Origin of the sequence: Novosphingobium silvae (genome assembly GCF_009856825.1) — a bacterium.
Lineage (GTDB): Bacteria > Pseudomonadota > Alphaproteobacteria > Sphingomonadales > Sphingomonadaceae > Novosphingobium > Novosphingobium silvae.
The window spans coordinates 83,286-97,387 of sequence record NZ_WVTD01000005.1 but is presented as its reverse complement, the minus strand read 5'-3'; the positions used below and the strand labels follow the sequence as shown (position 1 = coordinate 97,387).

Below are 14,102 nucleotides of genomic sequence, written 5' to 3'. Positions count from 1 at the left end.
ATGTTCGGACGCAAATCCCCCGACGCGCCTCCACGCGACCCCCTGCTCGGCAAGCCCGCAAGCTTCGGCATGCACCGCTACCTGCAGGGCGCGAGCAACCTGTTCGAGGAGAACCGGCTGCTGAAGCTCGCCGTGATCGGCCTGTTCGGCATTACCGCCGTGCTCGGCACGCTCATCTACACCTCGAACCAGAACACCCGCACCGTGGTCGTGCCGTTCGGCAGCGGCGGCGACCTCTATGTGACCGGCAGCGAGCCGTCCGAGGCATACCTGCGCACGATTACGCGCAACGTGGTGTCGCTGTCGGGCACCTATTCGGCTTACTCGGCGGACCGGCAGTTCCAGGAGCTGCTCTCGATCGTCCACCCCTCGACCTACAATAGCGTGCGCGACAGTCTCAACCGCCTGCTCGACGAGCTGGCCGACAATCCGACACTCTCGATCGCGACTTATATCCGCCCCGATCAGCCGGTGACCTGGACCAGGACCGAGATCCTCGTTCCCGTCGAAAAGGTGCGCGTGATCGGCGGCGTGATCCGCAAGTTCCGGGGCAATCTGCGGATCCGATACGTGATCGACAACGGCCGCTTCTGGCTGACCGCCCTCAATGAGGAGAAGTTTGATGCACAGCCCCGCTAAGCGGCTGCTGGCGCTCGGCCTCGCCCTGATGCCGCTGCCCGTCATGGCGCAGACCATCGTCGCGCTGCCCGACCAGACCAGCACGATCCGCCTGTCCAACCGCGACATCAATCATGTGATCTGCGCGGGCGGCGAGATCGAGGACGTCAAGTTCTCCGCCGAGAAGGCGATCGCCGTCGAAAAAGCCGGACGCGACGCGTGGATCAAGTTTCTCGTCCGCGAGATCGACGACGCCGGTGCGGTGACGCGGACTTTCGTGACGGTCCCGTCCGAATTCTTCATCACCTGCAACGGCGCGGTCTTTGCGCTTTACGCCGAACCATCCGACATTCCGGCGCAGACGGTGACGTTGCAGCCGGGGGGCGCCCAGCGCGCGCAGGCGAACGAGGAACTGCTCGGACCGCTGGTCGAGGAAGAACGCGCGGTCTCGATCACGCTCTCGATGCTCCAGGACCGGATACCGGCGAGCTTCACCAGCGTCGCACCGCGCTCGGGCCCGCTCCGCCTGGGGCTGCTCCCCGATGCCAGCATCGAGGAACGGCGCCGCATTGAGGTCGACGGCTCGGGCCTCTCGGCCTCGGAGTATCTGGTGTCGGTGGCGAGCGACACGCTGCTCGACGAACGCAGCTTCCTCGACAGCGCGCTCGGCGCCAATATCTTCGCGGTCACGCTCGACCGCGGCACTCTGTCGGCGGGCGAGACGGCCCGGCTGATCGTCGTGCGCCGGGGAACCATACAATGAGCCCCGCCGGTCCGAATGATCGCAGCCCCGGCAATCGCGGCGGTCGCGGTGATCGCACGCTTCAGGACCGGGACGGCGAACTCGACCTCGACGGTTTTCAGGAGGAACGCGTTCGTCCCGACCTCGCCTCGCGCGGTCCGGCATTGCTCGATCTCAAGGCGCGCTGGCAGACGCTGAGCGCGCGCCAGCAGCTGCGCTTGAAGCAGCTCGGCGTCGCCGGCGTGATCGGCGCGCTGGGGCTCGGCCTCTATTCGGCGAGCGGCGACAAGGCCGAGGAAGCCGCCGCGCCGCCGAGTTCGCATCTCGACATGGGTGCGGGACTTCGCGGCGACAGCCTCGAGATCAAGCTGCGCGGCGACCTGAAGAAGATCCTCGACGGTCAGACGCTGCTCGGCGAGCGCGTGACCGCGATCGAGGAAGGCAAGATCGTGCCTGGGACCGGCACGGCGGGCGCGATCGACGGCGACCTGCCGCCGGCGATCCCCGGCGCGGTTCCCGACTTTCCCGAACCGCCCGCGACCGGCGACATCGATCCATCGGCGTCCGCTCCTCCGGCGCCTCCCGCGGCCCCGCCCGCACCCCCTGCTCCGCCGGTCGAAAAGACAGTGGGCGCGATCGGCGCGGCGACCGCGCCGGTCGGCGGCGGAGATGCGGCAGCGGGCGCTAAAAAAAAGGCCCGGACGATCTATTTGCCGCCTGGTTTCATGAAGGCGCGGCTGCTGACCGGGATCGACGCGCTGGCGAGCCGGGACGCGACCAACAATCCCGAGCCGCTGATCGCGCGTGTCCAGGCGCCTGCCGTGCTGCCCAATGACGTCAAGGCCAACCTCTCCGGCTGCTTCGTCATCGGCAACGCCACCGGCAGCCTCGCCAAGGAGCGGGTCGAAGTCCAGCTGGTCTCGCTGTCCTGCGTCGACTTCGACGAACGCTCGGTGGTCGATCAGCCGATCAAGGGCTTCTTCGTCGATGCCGACGGCAAGAAGGGCCTCTCCGGCAAGGTCGTCACCCGTGCCGGCGCGGCGCTGGCCCGCTCCTTTATCGCGGGCACCATCACCGGAGTCGCGCAGACGGTCGAGAACACGGTCGGCAATGTCTCGACCTCGGCGCTGGGCTCGGTCCGCACGCTGGATGCGGGCGACGCGGCGCAGGCGGGCATCGCCGGCGGCCTGTCGCGCTCGTCGGACAAGCTGACAGACTTCTATCTCGATCTCGCGCGCCAGGCCGGCCCCATCGTCGAGGTCGGCGCGGCCAAGGATGTCGTCGTCGTCATCCAGGAAGGCGTCAGCCTCGAAATCAAGCCCACCGCGGGGAGCAAATTCTGATGCGCCCGCCAGCAAACACCAGGGGAGTACGTCCCATGTTTCATCGTCCGCGAGGCCGCGCGATCCGGGCCGCTGCATTGATCCTCACGCTTCCCTTGCTCGGCGGCTGCGCGACGCTGGGATCGGTGATGTCGCCCTACAGCGAGAAGTTCAGCTGCAAGAACGACGATCATGGCCAGTGCATCCATCCCGACAAGGCCTATGCCGACGCCGTGGCTGGCGTGGCGTCGAAGTCCGATCCGGCCGTCACCAACGACAGGAAGCTGCTGAAGGACGGCAAGCCCGCGCGCGGTTCCGGCAAGGCAGGCACCGCAAAGACAGGGTCGGGCGCGTTCGCGGGCTATCGTGACTCCGTATATCGCGAACTGCAGGGCCTGATCGAGCAGCCAGTCACGCCGATGCTGAAGCCCCCGCGCACGGTACGCACCCTGATCCTGCCCTATGCCGATCGGCAGCGGCCCGACCGGCTCTACATGCCGCGCTATGTCTATTCTTTGGTCGAGCGCCCGCAATGGGTTGTGGGCGACTATCTGGTCACGCCCGTATCTCCGGCATCGCGCGCGAACGTGCTCGAACAGGTCAGGGATCGTGCCGACGACGGCCAGAACGACACGGGACCGCGGCCATGACCAGCTACCAATCGGGCATGACGCTCGCGCGGCTGCGCCGCAGCGTCGAGCGCGACAGCTATTCCGACTATCTGCCGCTCGCCGCCTGGGTCGAGGAAGAGCAGGCCTTCCTCACCATCGACGATGGCTGGGGCTACGCCTGGGAGCTGGTTCCCACCGCCTATTTGTTCGCGCATGTGCATGAGGCGTTGCTGGGGCTCCTCAATGTCAACTTTCCCGAAGGGACGATCCTCCAGCTTCAGAGCTTCGCCGATCCGCTGGTCGAAGGCGCTCTCGATGCCTTTCTCGATCTCAAGACGCGCCCCGATCCGCTGATCCAGGCATCGGCGCGGCGGACCTTCGACTATCTCCAGGCGGGAACCATGGGGCTGAAAGCGCTCCACGGCATCCCGGTCCGCAATTTCCGCACTTTCCTCTCGGTCAAGGCCAGGGCGCCGATGGACAGCGATCTGCGCCGGCAGATCGAGGAGCAATTATCCAAGCTCGGTATCCGGCCGATGGGGGCGGGCGAGATCGTTAGTTTCTATCGCCGCATCTTCAACGGCGTCCATGCCGCCGCGCCCGGCGTGTTCACCCAGACCGCCGATGTCCCCTTGCGCCGCCAGATTATCGACGCGGGACCGGCGCTGCTTTTCGACGGACCGGAAGTGTTTCTCGGCAACCAGGTGGCGCGCTGCCTGACCCCCAAGTCGCCGCCCAAGCGGATTACCGCCGAGCGCGCCAATCGCCTGACCGGCGGCATGCGCGGCTCGGCCGAGGACAGCGACCAGATCGGCGGGCCGTTCCTCTTCACCCTGAACGTGTTGTTCGACCATTCGCAATTCGAGATCCACAAGCGCGCGCAGATCCTCTCGGCGCAGAAGGCCGCGGGCAGCTTCGCGGTCGAGGTCGGCAAGCAGATCGAGGAGATTTCGTGGATCCTGGACGAAGTGGGCAACAGCCGCTTCGTCTCGGTGATCCCGACGCTCTGGGTGTTCGGCCGCGATCGTCACCAGGCCCGCGAGATGGCGGCGCGCGCCAAACGCCTCTGGGAGAGCGAGCCGCTGCCCTGGATGGTGCAGGAGGAAAGCTACCTCAATCCGATCCTGCTCGCCGCGAGCCTGCCGTTCGGTCTCTATCCCGAGCGCCGCACGGTCCGCATGCTTCAGCGCGATTTCCGCGTGCCGGTGCGCGCGGGCGTGCTGATGTCGCCGATCCAGACCGATTTCCGGGGCGGCGGCCGGCCGGCGCTGCTCTACACGGGCCGCAAGGGTCAGCTTATCACGCTCGACCTCTTCGATCCTCGGATCAACAATTACAACTTCATCGTCTCGGCCGAGTCCGGCGCGGGCAAGAGCTTCCTGCTCAACAACCTCTGCCAGCAATATTTCGCGCAGAACGCGCTCATCCGCATCATCGACATCGGGGGCTCCTACCGCAAGCTCTGCTCGCTCTGCTCGGGCCGCTACATCGACCTCGGCGAAGAGCATCTCGTCCTCAATCCCTTCGATCTGGGCTTGGCCCTCGACGGCGACGATCGCGAATCCGCGATCAGCATGGCCGTGTCGATCGTCGCGGAAATGGCCAATGCCGCGACCCGCAAGGGCGTCACCACCTCGGAATGGAACCTGCTCAAGTCCGCGGTGCAATGGGCGATCGACAGCGGGCGGGCCGAAGCCGGGATCGACGCGGTGCGCGAATGGCTGGGAGCCTATCCCGCCAACACCGCCTCCGATCTCGACCGCGTGGACCATCTGGTGCCGACCGCGCGCGAGCTCGCCTTCAACCTGCGCGATTTCGGTTCGGACGGGGCTTACGGCCACTATTTCAACGGGCCTTCGACCTTCGACATTTCGAGCGACGAATTCGTCGTGCTCGAACTCGAGCGCCTGAAGGCCATGCCCGACCTGTTCAACGTCGTGATCATGGTCGTGGTCAACGCCGTCACCCAGGAACTCTACCTGTCGGCGCGTGACCGGCCCCGCTTCGTGCTCTGCGATGAAGCCGCGCAGTTCATGACGCGCAGCGACGGGCAGGATCTGTCACGGCTCGCCGAGGCATTTTCCCAGGGGTATCGCCGCGCCCGCAAATATCGCGGCAGTTTCGGCATTGTCCTCCAGAGCATGAACGACCTCATGCTGTTCGGCGGCACCGGCCAGGTCATCCTCGAGAACGCCGCCACCCGCTTCCTGCTGCAGGGCTCGACCTACGACAAGGCGGTCGAGAACAAGATCCTCGACTATTCGGGTTTCGTTCTCGATCTCCTGAAATCGGTCCGCAATAACAAGCCCAACTACAGCGAGGTGTTCGTCGACTCGCCGCTCGGGCTCGGCATTGCACGCCTCGTCGTCGATCCCTTCTCCTACTGGATCAACACCTCGGCGCCCGAAGATGTCGCGGCCTTCGAGGCGCTGGTGCGCCGAGGCCGATCGCCGCTCGAGGCGGTCTGCGATCTTGCCGGCGTCGATCCCGCCGAGGTCCTCGGAAACGCGGGCCAGACGGACAGCGCCGTCGCATTCAAGCGGGGTGCGCGGTCATGAGCCGGCGTTTTGCCTCCCCCGACCAGCTGCCGCTCCGGCTCGTCGAGAACGGCGACAATGACCTCGAACGGATCGTCGAGGCGCGCGTGGCGAAGCGCGCCGAGGCCGATGCGCTGCGCTGGCGGTTCCGCCTCGTCGTCATCGAAACGGTGATGATCGCATCGCTGGTGCTCGTCGCCGGGCTGGTTCTCGAGCAGCCGACCGGACTCGTCCTGCGCAGCGCTGCGCTGGTCGGCGCTGGCTGCTTCCTGACCGGATTGCTGATGATCGCGCTGACCGGTGCCGTGAGCCGGTTGCTCGCGAAATTGCGGAGGCCTCGATGATCCTCGACCCGCTCCCGCCCCAAGACACCAATCCCCTGGCGGCCGTTCAGCGCCGGCCCGACGAAACGCTGCACGCCTACCTGCTCCGCTGCCAGGAGGAACTGAGCGGCCGGATCCAGCTGCTCGCGGCGGTCCGCGATGCCTATATCCAGATCCTGGGCATGGAGCGCATCCGCTGGCGGCGGTGCAAGCTCCTGCTGGCGTTCACCGGGCCGGTGATCGCCAGTCTGGCCTATGCGGGCCTTGCTTGGCCGCCCTGATCGCCTGTGCCGGGCTCGCCGGCGCGGCGCTGGCGCTCGCCGTCGCGCACATTCTCGATCGGCTTCCCGATTGGATGGCCGCGCGAAGGTCACGGAGATGGCGATGAACGGCATCTTCTCCGCCTCGCCCTGTCCGTCCTCGATCCGCCTGCTGGTCGGCACGCATCTGCTGCTGATCGTGCAGTCGGGGCTGGTGCTGTGGTCGGCCCCGGACCTCGGCGGCAACCAGGCGCTCATCTGGCTGACCCTCGTGCTCGGCCTCTCGGCGTTCATCTGTGCGGTCTGCGGCGAAAGCCGCACGCCGCCCGTGCCGTGGAGGGAGCGCCGCCGTGGCCGATGATCGCACCCGCCAGCGCTGGCCCATCGTCGCCTTCCAGTCCGCGACGATCGCCGGGCTCCTGGCCCGCGCGGTGCTGATCGCGTCGTCCGCCCGTGCCGACACCTCGACCATCGGCCGCACCTGGCCGATCGCCGAGCCCGACGCGATGGCCGAGATCGAGGCCCGCGCCGCGCAGCAGCCGCCCGATATCAGGGCGAAGTTCGGCCCGCGTTCGGCATGGAGCGCGCTCAAGGGTGCGACTCTCGCCACCGCGCGCGAGAATCGTGTGCGCCATGTCGTGCCTTTCTACACGCTCGACCAGGAAATCCGTCTGCCCGACGGCAAGCTGCTCTATCCCAAGGGCTTCACCTTCAACCCGCTGACCTATGTCTCGCTGCCGCAGCGCCTCGTCATCGTTCACCCCCGCGATCTCGCCTGGGCGCTGAAGACGGCGACGCTTACCGACTGGATCGTCCTGACCGGCGGCGGCGATCCAAAAGACGATGCCCTGTCGCTCGGCGAACGCCACAGCCGCGCGCTGTTCATGCTCGAGGAACGAGTGAAGGACCGGCTCGGCCTCACGGTCGCGCCCGTCATTGTGCGGCAGGTCGGACAAAAGCTCGAACTCACCGAAGTCAACCTGTCAGCCAAGGGAGGGCGAGGCCAATGACCCGCCTTGCATCCGCTCTGCGCGTCGGAGCCGCCGCGATCCTGCTGTCGCTGCTCGCGCCCACCACGCCCGCGCATGCTTCCAAATGCCCTTCGGACACGGTGTTCAATCCGATCACCAAGGTCAGGTGGAATTGCATCTTCCCGATCACCATCGGCGGCGTGCGCGTCGGCAGCTACGACAAGCTCGACAAGGCGCTCGACGCGCAGTCGGCGTCCAAGCCGCTCTGCGCCTGCCGCAAGGGCGCGACCTTCTGGTTCGGGGTCAAGGTCAGCTTCTGGACACCCAACCGCATGGTTGACGTCGTCACCGAGCCCGGCTGCATGACGGCGCTCGGCGTCGACCTCCTGCCGACCGGCGGCAAGCTCCAGGGCAGCCAGTCGTCGATCTCCGACGGGACCAACACCACCAAGCTGTTTGCGCAGGCGCATTACTACATCGCGCCGGTCTGGAAGATGCTCGACATGTTCACCGACCTGCCGTGCATCGAGGATGACGGCTTCGATGTCGCGATGATCACCGAGGTTCTGCCGACCTGGCAGTCGGGCACGCTCGGCGCGATCATCCAGCCCGAGGGCATCCTGTTCGGCAATCCGGCAGCAGGCCTTGCCTGCATGGCCGACAGCGCCGCCGCCGCCGCGGGCAAGACCATCGATCCCCTGTTCTGGTGCATGGGGTCGTGGGGCGCGACCTATCCGGTTGCCGGCGACATCCATATGGGCGACCGGGTCGAGGCCTGGGCCGGGCTGGCGGCGCGCACGACATTCATGATGGGGCGCCTGGGCGCACTCACCATCCATTCCGAGGACGGCTGCTCGTTCAAGGCTCAGCCGATTTGGACCAAGAGCCGCTACAAGCTCCAGATCATGGAGCCCGTCAAGGGCGGCAAGTGCGTCAACATCGGCCGGCCCGGCGCGCTCTGGACCAGCGGCAAGCATGCGCCGGGCAAGGACAACGCCCAGTTCATGCTCTTCGAAAAAGCGATCTGCTGCGCGGGGATTTCCACGCCATGAGCCGGTCGCTTCCCCCATCCCGCGCATCCGGCACGGGCGGTTGTCCCGCTCGTCACGGAAGGCTCCCCACCGTGAGCGGGCGCGCGGACGGAGCGGCGGCGGTGCCCCCTGCCGCCGTCGCTCCACCTATGGTCAGCGCGGCCGAATGCCCCCCATCGTGGGCGGCAGGCCCCCCTCATGCCGCGCCGGTGGCGGCCGCGCTGACCACCTTCGAGGGCCAGGCCGTCTTCCGGATACTCTCGCCCGGATCCAGCGCATTCCGCGCGGGAGACGTGTTCCGGTTCCGGCGCGGTTCACGCGGCACGCGGGCGAGGCAGCCATGAAAGTGCGCTGTCTCCTCCTGCTGGCGGCGACCGCCACTCTACCAATGTCGGCCTCGGCGCAGACAGTCGAGGATCGCGCCCGCGCCGCCGCCGAGGCCTCGCGCGCGAAGACGTCCGACAGCGATGCGATCCAGGAGAACTATCTGACGCCGGGCCTTGCCGGGCAGCCGATCACGACCGTCGACAACAGCAAGACGTTCAACCCGAATATCGCGTGCCAGAAGACGGCGACGCTGCTCGAACTGCTCGCGCAGCCTGCCGGAACGGGGGACATCGGGACGCTCCGCATTTCGCGCGACAAGGATCTCGACGGCAGCGTCGACCAGACATTGACCTTGCCCGTGCCGGTGTCCGGCATCTGCGCCAACGGCATTGTTTCCTGCCAGCCCGGCACCTGGAACCAGTGCAAGACGTTCAAATGGGATGTCGCCTCGAGCGGCGACCTCAAGCTCACCGAGGTCGGGTTGACCGATCTCGCCGGCTGCTACTGCATCAACAACAGCTGCGGCGCGAACCTGGTCTGGGGCAATATGGCCTCGGTGCTGAAGGACCTGGGTGGCGGGGTGATCGGCGCGCTCACCACCGCCGATCCGCGCGTCGGCGTCGCGCAGGCCGCGATCGACGGCCCGGTGATCCGCTATACCGGCGCGCAAAGCACCGCCTGCACGCCCAATCCGTCGCTGCCCCAGACCGCCTATCGCGCCAATCCGACCGCGATCCAGGGTGACGCCTCTGCGGCGTCGACTTCGAGCAGCATCTTCCAGGCGCTCAAGGCCTCGCCCGCTGGCGTCGGCAAGGCGGATCAGGTGAGGCTCTGCACGATCGAGCGGGAAGTGACGCTGGCGCCGGCGATCTATGACGACATCATCAGCGTTTCCGGACAAGTCCAGTCGGTCACGAGCTGCGGAACCGACTGCCGGCGCTACCGGATTGGCGGCAACGGCAATTGCTCGGCCGCACCGCCCATATTCACGGCGACGTTCCAGGTTCTGAGGCCAGACGGCCTCGTCTCTGCCCGCATCGTCCGGCAAGACGCCAATGACTGGCTGCAATCACGCGTCAACGGCGAGGTCGTCGGCTATGCCGGCAAGCGGCCGTGGCTGGGCGACGCCCTGCCTTCGGGCGACTGCAACGTCGATGCCGAAACGGTCAACCTGACGCCGATCGATCTCACCGAACGGTTCCGCGCTGGAACGGCGGCGCTCGGCGTGCGCGTGCGCGGCGGCGGTGACGGCCGTTGGGGCTGGGTCGATATCGAGGTCCGGGTCGATGCGAGCTGCGGTGTCTCCGAACGCCTCGTCGATCTCTGCTCGGGCTATGCCGCCGATTCCGCCTGCCGCCTCGATGGCGAGACCGTCGACGGCGTGCAGACCGTCAGGAACGGCGTCGGCACCGGCCTCACGCCGCTACCGCAAACGCGCCTGTTCGGCAATGGGATCTGCACGATCCGGCTGACCCGCGATTTCTTCAAGCGCGAGCGCCGCTACAAATGCGCCGTCGATCTCGGCTCGCCGACGCCGCCCGATCTCAGCCGCGGCGCCTATATCATCGACCATTCGACCGAGGCGCTGCTCGCCGACCGGGTGAAGACCGCCGATGACGGCTATACGACGTCGTCGCGTCCCTTCGCGCTACCCGATCGCGGTACGGTCCCGGCCTGCGAGCCGGTCTGCAAGACACGCGCGCCCAAGGCTAATGACGGCGTGGCATTGGATGGCGTCGTCAGCTCCAAACAGAACGCGCCCACGGGTTGGGACACATTCTACTACGCTTGCAAGACCGGCAGCGCGGGCGGTGACATCTGCCCCGCCGGTCCGGGCGAAGAGATCGTCTCGGCCTGCGGCTGTCTCGACGATTTTCCCGAAGCAGTCGTGATGATGCAGACTGTCCGTCTCGGCGGCGCCGATCTCGTCTGCACCGGAGAAGTGCGATGATCTGGCGTCCTCTCCTCTGGCCGACGCAGGTTGCCCTGATCGCGCTCGCCATCTGCGGGTTTCTACTCGCCGGTCAGTTCGCTCCGGCGCAGGCGCAGCAACCTGTCTGCGCGGTCGACCTCGACGGCAATGGCGATGCCGGCGATCCCGGCGAGGTCGTGAGCTGCTCGGCCATGGCCGACGACGCCTGGCTCTGCCCGGTCCAGCAGGTGATGTGCGTCGCCGATGCGCAGGGCGAATATAGCTGCCCGCTGGGATCGCAGCATCAATGTCTGACCCCGGCGGGCGGCGGAACGCCGATGTGCTCGCCCCATGCGTGCACGGGGAGCGACGGCGCTGGAATCGAGGACGATCCGGTCATCGACGATCCCGGCGCGCCCGCCGACGGCGTGGTCGATGCAGAGGGGCATTGTCTCGGCAATATCGAGATCTTCGCAGGGCGCGCGGTGCGCTGCCGCCCGGCGGGGCTGCGCACCACATTCCAGAATTGCTGCAAGGACAAGGGCAAGATCGTCAAGGACGGGATGGGCTCGTCCATCTCATCGATCCAGACCAAGATCGCCGTGGCCAAAGGCGTCTATACCGGCATGAGCGCCGCCTACACAGCCTTCCGGGCCGGAGCGACCGCTGGTCAGGCCGCGACATCAGGCGCGAACGCCATCATCGCCGGCATCGATCCGACCTCGATCGCGATCAGCCTCGCGATCAACTTCATGATGGATTTTCTGCTCTCGGGCTGTGACCAGCAAGACATGGAAGTGGGCATGCTACGGGGATCGGGCATGTGCCACGAGGTCGGGCGCTACTGCTCCTCGCGCATTCTCGGCGTCTGCGTCCAGCGGTCGCGCGGCCATTGCTGCTTCAACACCAAGCTTGGCCGCATCATCCAGGAACAGGGCCGCCCGCAGCTCAAATCGTTCAACAGCGTCGGCTGGGGCACGCCGAAGAACCCCTATTGCCGCGGCTTCACCCCGGAAGAGTTCCAGGCGCTGGATTTCTCCAAAATGGACCTTTCCGAATATTATTCCGAGATCGAGGCCCGCGCCCAGGCCGACATCCAGATCGACATGAAGGACAAGATCGATGCCCATATGCAGGCCATCGGCCAGTAGCGTGCGGCCTCTCGCCGCCGCGATGGCGATGCTCGTCTCCGCTTCCGCTCTGGCGCAGGACAACCCTCGCCCGGACAATGCGCGTGATGGGGCAGCAGCGCAAGGTGAGGCCGCACTCGACCGGCTCGAACGCGCCACGGCCGCCCGAAAGCAGGAAGCGGAAACGCGCGGTCCGACGTCACTGCCGACGCCATCGGAAGAATCCCGCCGCCGCGCCTTTGAAGGCCTGCGCAAGCGTGCCCCGTCCCCTGCGATGGACGCCCGCGCGCGTACAGCCATGGACAAGGCCAAGGAGGCTATGGCGGCCGAACGCGAAGCAATGGCACTTCGCCTTGGCCAAGCTCTCGGCCTCGAAGCGCCCGACATGGAGGCGGTCGTCGGCATCACCGCGCCGCCGAGCGCCAAAGGCTGGGTGCCGGTGCTGTTCGTGTCCTCGTCCATGCCGGTGACAACGCTGCGGACCTACGCAGGGCAACTTGAACGGGTCGGCGGCGTGCTCGCCTTTCGCGGAATGCCGGGCGGACTCACGAAGGTCGCCCCGATGGCGAAGCTCTCGGCCGAGATCCTGCGCCATGATCCCGGCTGCGAAGGCCCGGCCTGCGCGATGCGCGACGTGCAGTTGATCGTCGATCCACTGATCTTCCGTCAGCACAGTGTCACCCGCGTTCCAGCGCTCGCCATGGTGCCGGGCGATCCCGCCCTGCCCTATTGCGAGCGCGAGGATGACAGCCCGCGCGCGGCCCATGTCGTCTATGGCGACGCGGCGCTTTCCGGACTTCTCGAAGAATATGCCCGCCTCGGCGGAAAGAAGGAGGTCAGCGATGCTCAGGCTCGCCTTCAGGGCCGCTAAAGCCGGCTTCGTCGAATTGAAGGCGCTGCCGCTGAAGGCGGCGGTGGCGCTCGGCAGTTCGGGGCTCGGCCAGCCTCCGCGCCCGAAGCAACTGTGGAAGGCCTTTGGCATCGTGTTGCCGGTCGGCCTCTTCACCTGGTGGGCGATCCCGCAGGCGACGATCGTCATGAGCCCGTCGATCGACGCGTGGCTCGTCCGCAAGGCGCCGGGACCGATCGGCCGGGACGATCTCGTCTCGTTCACCTTGTCGCACCCGCTCGCCGGCCCCAAGCCGGTTGCTGTCACCAAATATGCCATGTGCCTCCCAGGGGACCGCATCTCGCTGATCGAGAAGCCGTCCATGACCTATGGCGAATGGGATGGCTGGTATTACTGCAACGGCAGGCTGCTTGGCGTCAGCAAGCCCTTCGGTCACGACGGTCAGCGTCTCGATCATTGGCAACCCGACAACGGTCTCATCCTGCCCGGAACAATCTATGTCGGATCACCGCACGCGAGCGGATTCGACAGCCGTTACTATGGTCCGGTCGAAATCGGACAACTCCAACGCATGGAGAAACTGCTGTGAGCCGGGCGGCCCTCCTGCTCGCGGCGGCGCTCGTGCCTGCCATGCCGGCCCCTGCACAAGCCGCCGACCAGCGCACCGGCTATTGGTGGTATCAGGCCCCGCCCGGCCCTGCGGATGATGAAGCCGATCCAGATGCGCTGATGAAGCCGGCGATCCCGCCGATGGCGGAGCTGGCGACATGGACACCACCGAAGATCAGGAATCTGATCGAGCAGCAACGCGACTATGCTGCGACCGTACTGACGGTCGATGCCGTGGCGGATTTCTGGCGGTTGCAGGATTTCGCGAGGCGCAAGGCGCGCGCCTTCGCGGGAGTCACCCAGATCGCCATGCTCCAAAATCCCGAACTCAACGCCAAGTCCGCCAATCCGATGGTCGGCGAGGCCCGCGACCAGCTTTCCGCGCAAAAGGATCAGGTCCGTCGCCAGTATCTGCGCGGCCGGGCCAACGAGTTCGCACTGGTCATGTTCTCGCGTTCGACTTGCGGCTATTGCCGCGTCCAGTGGCCGATCGTCCAGCGCTTCCAGGAGGAGATGGGCTGGCAGGTCACGCTGATTGACATCGAGCGCAGGCCCGAGCTGGCCCAGCGGTTCGGGGTCGAGATCACGCCGACGACGATGGTGATCAGGCGCAACAGCCAGCAGCGCATGGTGATCGCGAGCGGGGTCGAGGCTTATCCCAATCTCATCCAGACGGCCTATCAGGCGGTGCGGCTGCTTGCGGGTGATATCCGGCCCGAACAGTTCCTGACCGGGGCCGGCGAAGAGGACGGCTTTTTCGATGCCCTCTCGGCCGGGCCGGTGTCCGCAACCGATCCCCGCGCGCTTGGCGGCGATCTTGTCGGCGCGAGCCTGGAGCCGCAGCGGTGAAGCGGCACCT

Annotated in this window: 15 protein-coding genes; all 15 read left to right on the top strand. The window is 66.7% G+C overall.

Translation table 11 applies throughout. From position 1 onward, the window contains the following. Positions 1–639, top strand: coding sequence for a TraE/TraK family type IV conjugative transfer system protein (locus GR702_RS08655; RefSeq protein ID WP_086485625.1), 639 nt, complete (start codon positions 1–3; stop codon positions 637–639). After that, positions 623–1,381 (top strand): type-F conjugative transfer system secretin TraK, encoded by a 759-nt coding sequence (locus tag GR702_RS08650; RefSeq protein ID WP_086485624.1) that lies wholly within the window; start codon positions 623–625, stop codon positions 1,379–1,381. The genes GR702_RS08655 and GR702_RS08650 overlap by 17 nt, the downstream gene beginning before the upstream one ends. After that, the gene (locus tag GR702_RS08645; RefSeq protein WP_086485623.1) at positions 1,378–2,703 is read left to right on the top strand and encodes a TraB/VirB10 family protein; all 1,326 of its coding nucleotides are present in this window, start codon (positions 1,378–1,380) and stop codon (positions 2,701–2,703) included. Before GR702_RS08650 ends, GR702_RS08645 begins: the two co-directional genes overlap by 4 nt. A gap of 35 nt (positions 2,704–2,738) precedes the next feature. Beyond that, on the top strand, positions 2,739–3,332 hold the full coding sequence (locus GR702_RS08640; RefSeq protein ID WP_086485622.1) for a TraV family lipoprotein: 594 nt from the start codon (positions 2,739–2,741) through the stop codon (positions 3,330–3,332). Then, entirely contained in the window at positions 3,329–5,851 is a 2,523-nt protein-coding gene (locus GR702_RS08635; RefSeq protein ID WP_086485621.1) for a TraC family protein, read from the top strand. Before GR702_RS08640 ends, GR702_RS08635 begins: the two co-directional genes overlap by 4 nt. Continuing rightward, positions 5,848–6,174, top strand: coding sequence for a hypothetical protein (locus tag GR702_RS08630; protein ID WP_086485620.1), 327 nt, complete (start codon positions 5,848–5,850; stop codon positions 6,172–6,174). Before GR702_RS08635 ends, GR702_RS08630 begins: the two co-directional genes overlap by 4 nt. Beyond that, on the top strand, positions 6,171–6,434 hold the full coding sequence (locus tag GR702_RS08625) for a hypothetical protein (protein ID WP_160985501.1): 264 nt from the start codon (positions 6,171–6,173) through the stop codon (positions 6,432–6,434). Before GR702_RS08630 ends, GR702_RS08625 begins: the two co-directional genes overlap by 4 nt. Before the next feature lie 103 nt (positions 6,435–6,537). Then, on the top strand, positions 6,538–6,774 hold the full coding sequence (locus GR702_RS08620) for a hypothetical protein (protein WP_086485949.1): 237 nt from the start codon (positions 6,538–6,540) through the stop codon (positions 6,772–6,774). Beyond that, complete coding sequence (locus tag GR702_RS08615; protein ID WP_254908046.1) at positions 6,764–7,423, top strand: conjugal transfer protein TraW; 660 nt, start codon at positions 6,764–6,766, stop codon at positions 7,421–7,423. The genes GR702_RS08620 and GR702_RS08615 overlap by 11 nt, the downstream gene beginning before the upstream one ends. Then, positions 7,420–8,436, top strand: a complete 1,017-nt coding sequence (locus GR702_RS08610) for a TraU family protein (protein WP_086485618.1) — start codon at positions 7,420–7,422, stop codon at positions 8,434–8,436. The genes GR702_RS08615 and GR702_RS08610 overlap by 4 nt, the downstream gene beginning before the upstream one ends. 319 nt (positions 8,437–8,755) lie before the next feature. Beyond that, on the top strand, positions 8,756–10,693 hold the full coding sequence (locus GR702_RS08605; RefSeq protein ID WP_086485617.1) for a hypothetical protein: 1,938 nt from the start codon (positions 8,756–8,758) through the stop codon (positions 10,691–10,693). Next, the gene (traN, locus tag GR702_RS08600) at positions 10,690–11,805 is read left to right on the top strand and encodes a conjugal transfer protein TraN (RefSeq protein ID WP_160985500.1); all 1,116 of its coding nucleotides are present in this window, start codon (positions 10,690–10,692) and stop codon (positions 11,803–11,805) included. Before GR702_RS08605 ends, traN begins: the two co-directional genes overlap by 4 nt. Next, a complete protein-coding gene (locus GR702_RS08595) occupies positions 11,777–12,655 on the top strand; it encodes a type-F conjugative transfer system pilin assembly protein TrbC (RefSeq protein WP_048577678.1) in 879 nt (292 codons plus the stop codon). The genes traN and GR702_RS08595 overlap by 29 nt, the downstream gene beginning before the upstream one ends. Next, positions 12,627–13,223 carry a S26 family signal peptidase gene (locus GR702_RS08590; protein ID WP_048577677.1) on the top strand — a complete coding sequence of 199 codons (597 nt, stop codon included), beginning with the start codon at positions 12,627–12,629 and terminating at the stop codon, positions 13,221–13,223. Before GR702_RS08595 ends, GR702_RS08590 begins: the two co-directional genes overlap by 29 nt. Then, on the top strand, positions 13,220–14,092 hold the full coding sequence (locus GR702_RS08585) for a conjugal transfer protein TraF (protein ID WP_231923301.1): 873 nt from the start codon (positions 13,220–13,222) through the stop codon (positions 14,090–14,092). Before GR702_RS08590 ends, GR702_RS08585 begins: the two co-directional genes overlap by 4 nt. The last annotated feature ends 10 nt before the right edge of the window (positions 14,093–14,102 follow it).

Excerpts from the sequence above, each read along its gene's own strand:
- GR702_RS08655 (WP_086485625.1), top strand. The coding sequence starts at position 1 with ATGTTCGGACGCAAATCCCCCGACGCGCCTCCACGCGACCCCCTGCTC.
- GR702_RS08650 (WP_086485624.1), top strand. The coding sequence starts at position 623 with ATGCACAGCCCCGCTAAGCGGCTGCTGGCGCTCGGCCTCGCCCTGATG.
- GR702_RS08645 (WP_086485623.1), top strand. The coding sequence starts at position 1,378 with ATGAGCCCCGCCGGTCCGAATGATCGCAGCCCCGGCAATCGCGGCGGT.
- GR702_RS08640 (WP_086485622.1), top strand. The coding sequence starts at position 2,739 with ATGTTTCATCGTCCGCGAGGCCGCGCGATCCGGGCCGCTGCATTGATC.
- GR702_RS08635 (WP_086485621.1), top strand. The coding sequence starts at position 3,329 with ATGACCAGCTACCAATCGGGCATGACGCTCGCGCGGCTGCGCCGCAGC.
- GR702_RS08630 (WP_086485620.1), top strand. The coding sequence starts at position 5,848 with ATGAGCCGGCGTTTTGCCTCCCCCGACCAGCTGCCGCTCCGGCTCGTC.
- GR702_RS08625 (WP_160985501.1), top strand. The coding sequence starts at position 6,171 with ATGATCCTCGACCCGCTCCCGCCCCAAGACACCAATCCCCTGGCGGCC.
- GR702_RS08620 (WP_086485949.1), top strand. The coding sequence starts at position 6,538 with ATGAACGGCATCTTCTCCGCCTCGCCCTGTCCGTCCTCGATCCGCCTG.
- GR702_RS08610 (WP_086485618.1), top strand. The coding sequence starts at position 7,420 with ATGACCCGCCTTGCATCCGCTCTGCGCGTCGGAGCCGCCGCGATCCTG.
- GR702_RS08605 (WP_086485617.1), top strand. The coding sequence starts at position 8,756 with ATGAAAGTGCGCTGTCTCCTCCTGCTGGCGGCGACCGCCACTCTACCA.
- traN (WP_160985500.1), top strand. The coding sequence starts at position 10,690 with ATGATCTGGCGTCCTCTCCTCTGGCCGACGCAGGTTGCCCTGATCGCG.
- GR702_RS08595 (WP_048577678.1), top strand. The coding sequence starts at position 11,777 with ATGCCCATATGCAGGCCATCGGCCAGTAGCGTGCGGCCTCTCGCCGCC.
- GR702_RS08590 (WP_048577677.1), top strand. The coding sequence starts at position 12,627 with ATGCTCAGGCTCGCCTTCAGGGCCGCTAAAGCCGGCTTCGTCGAATTG.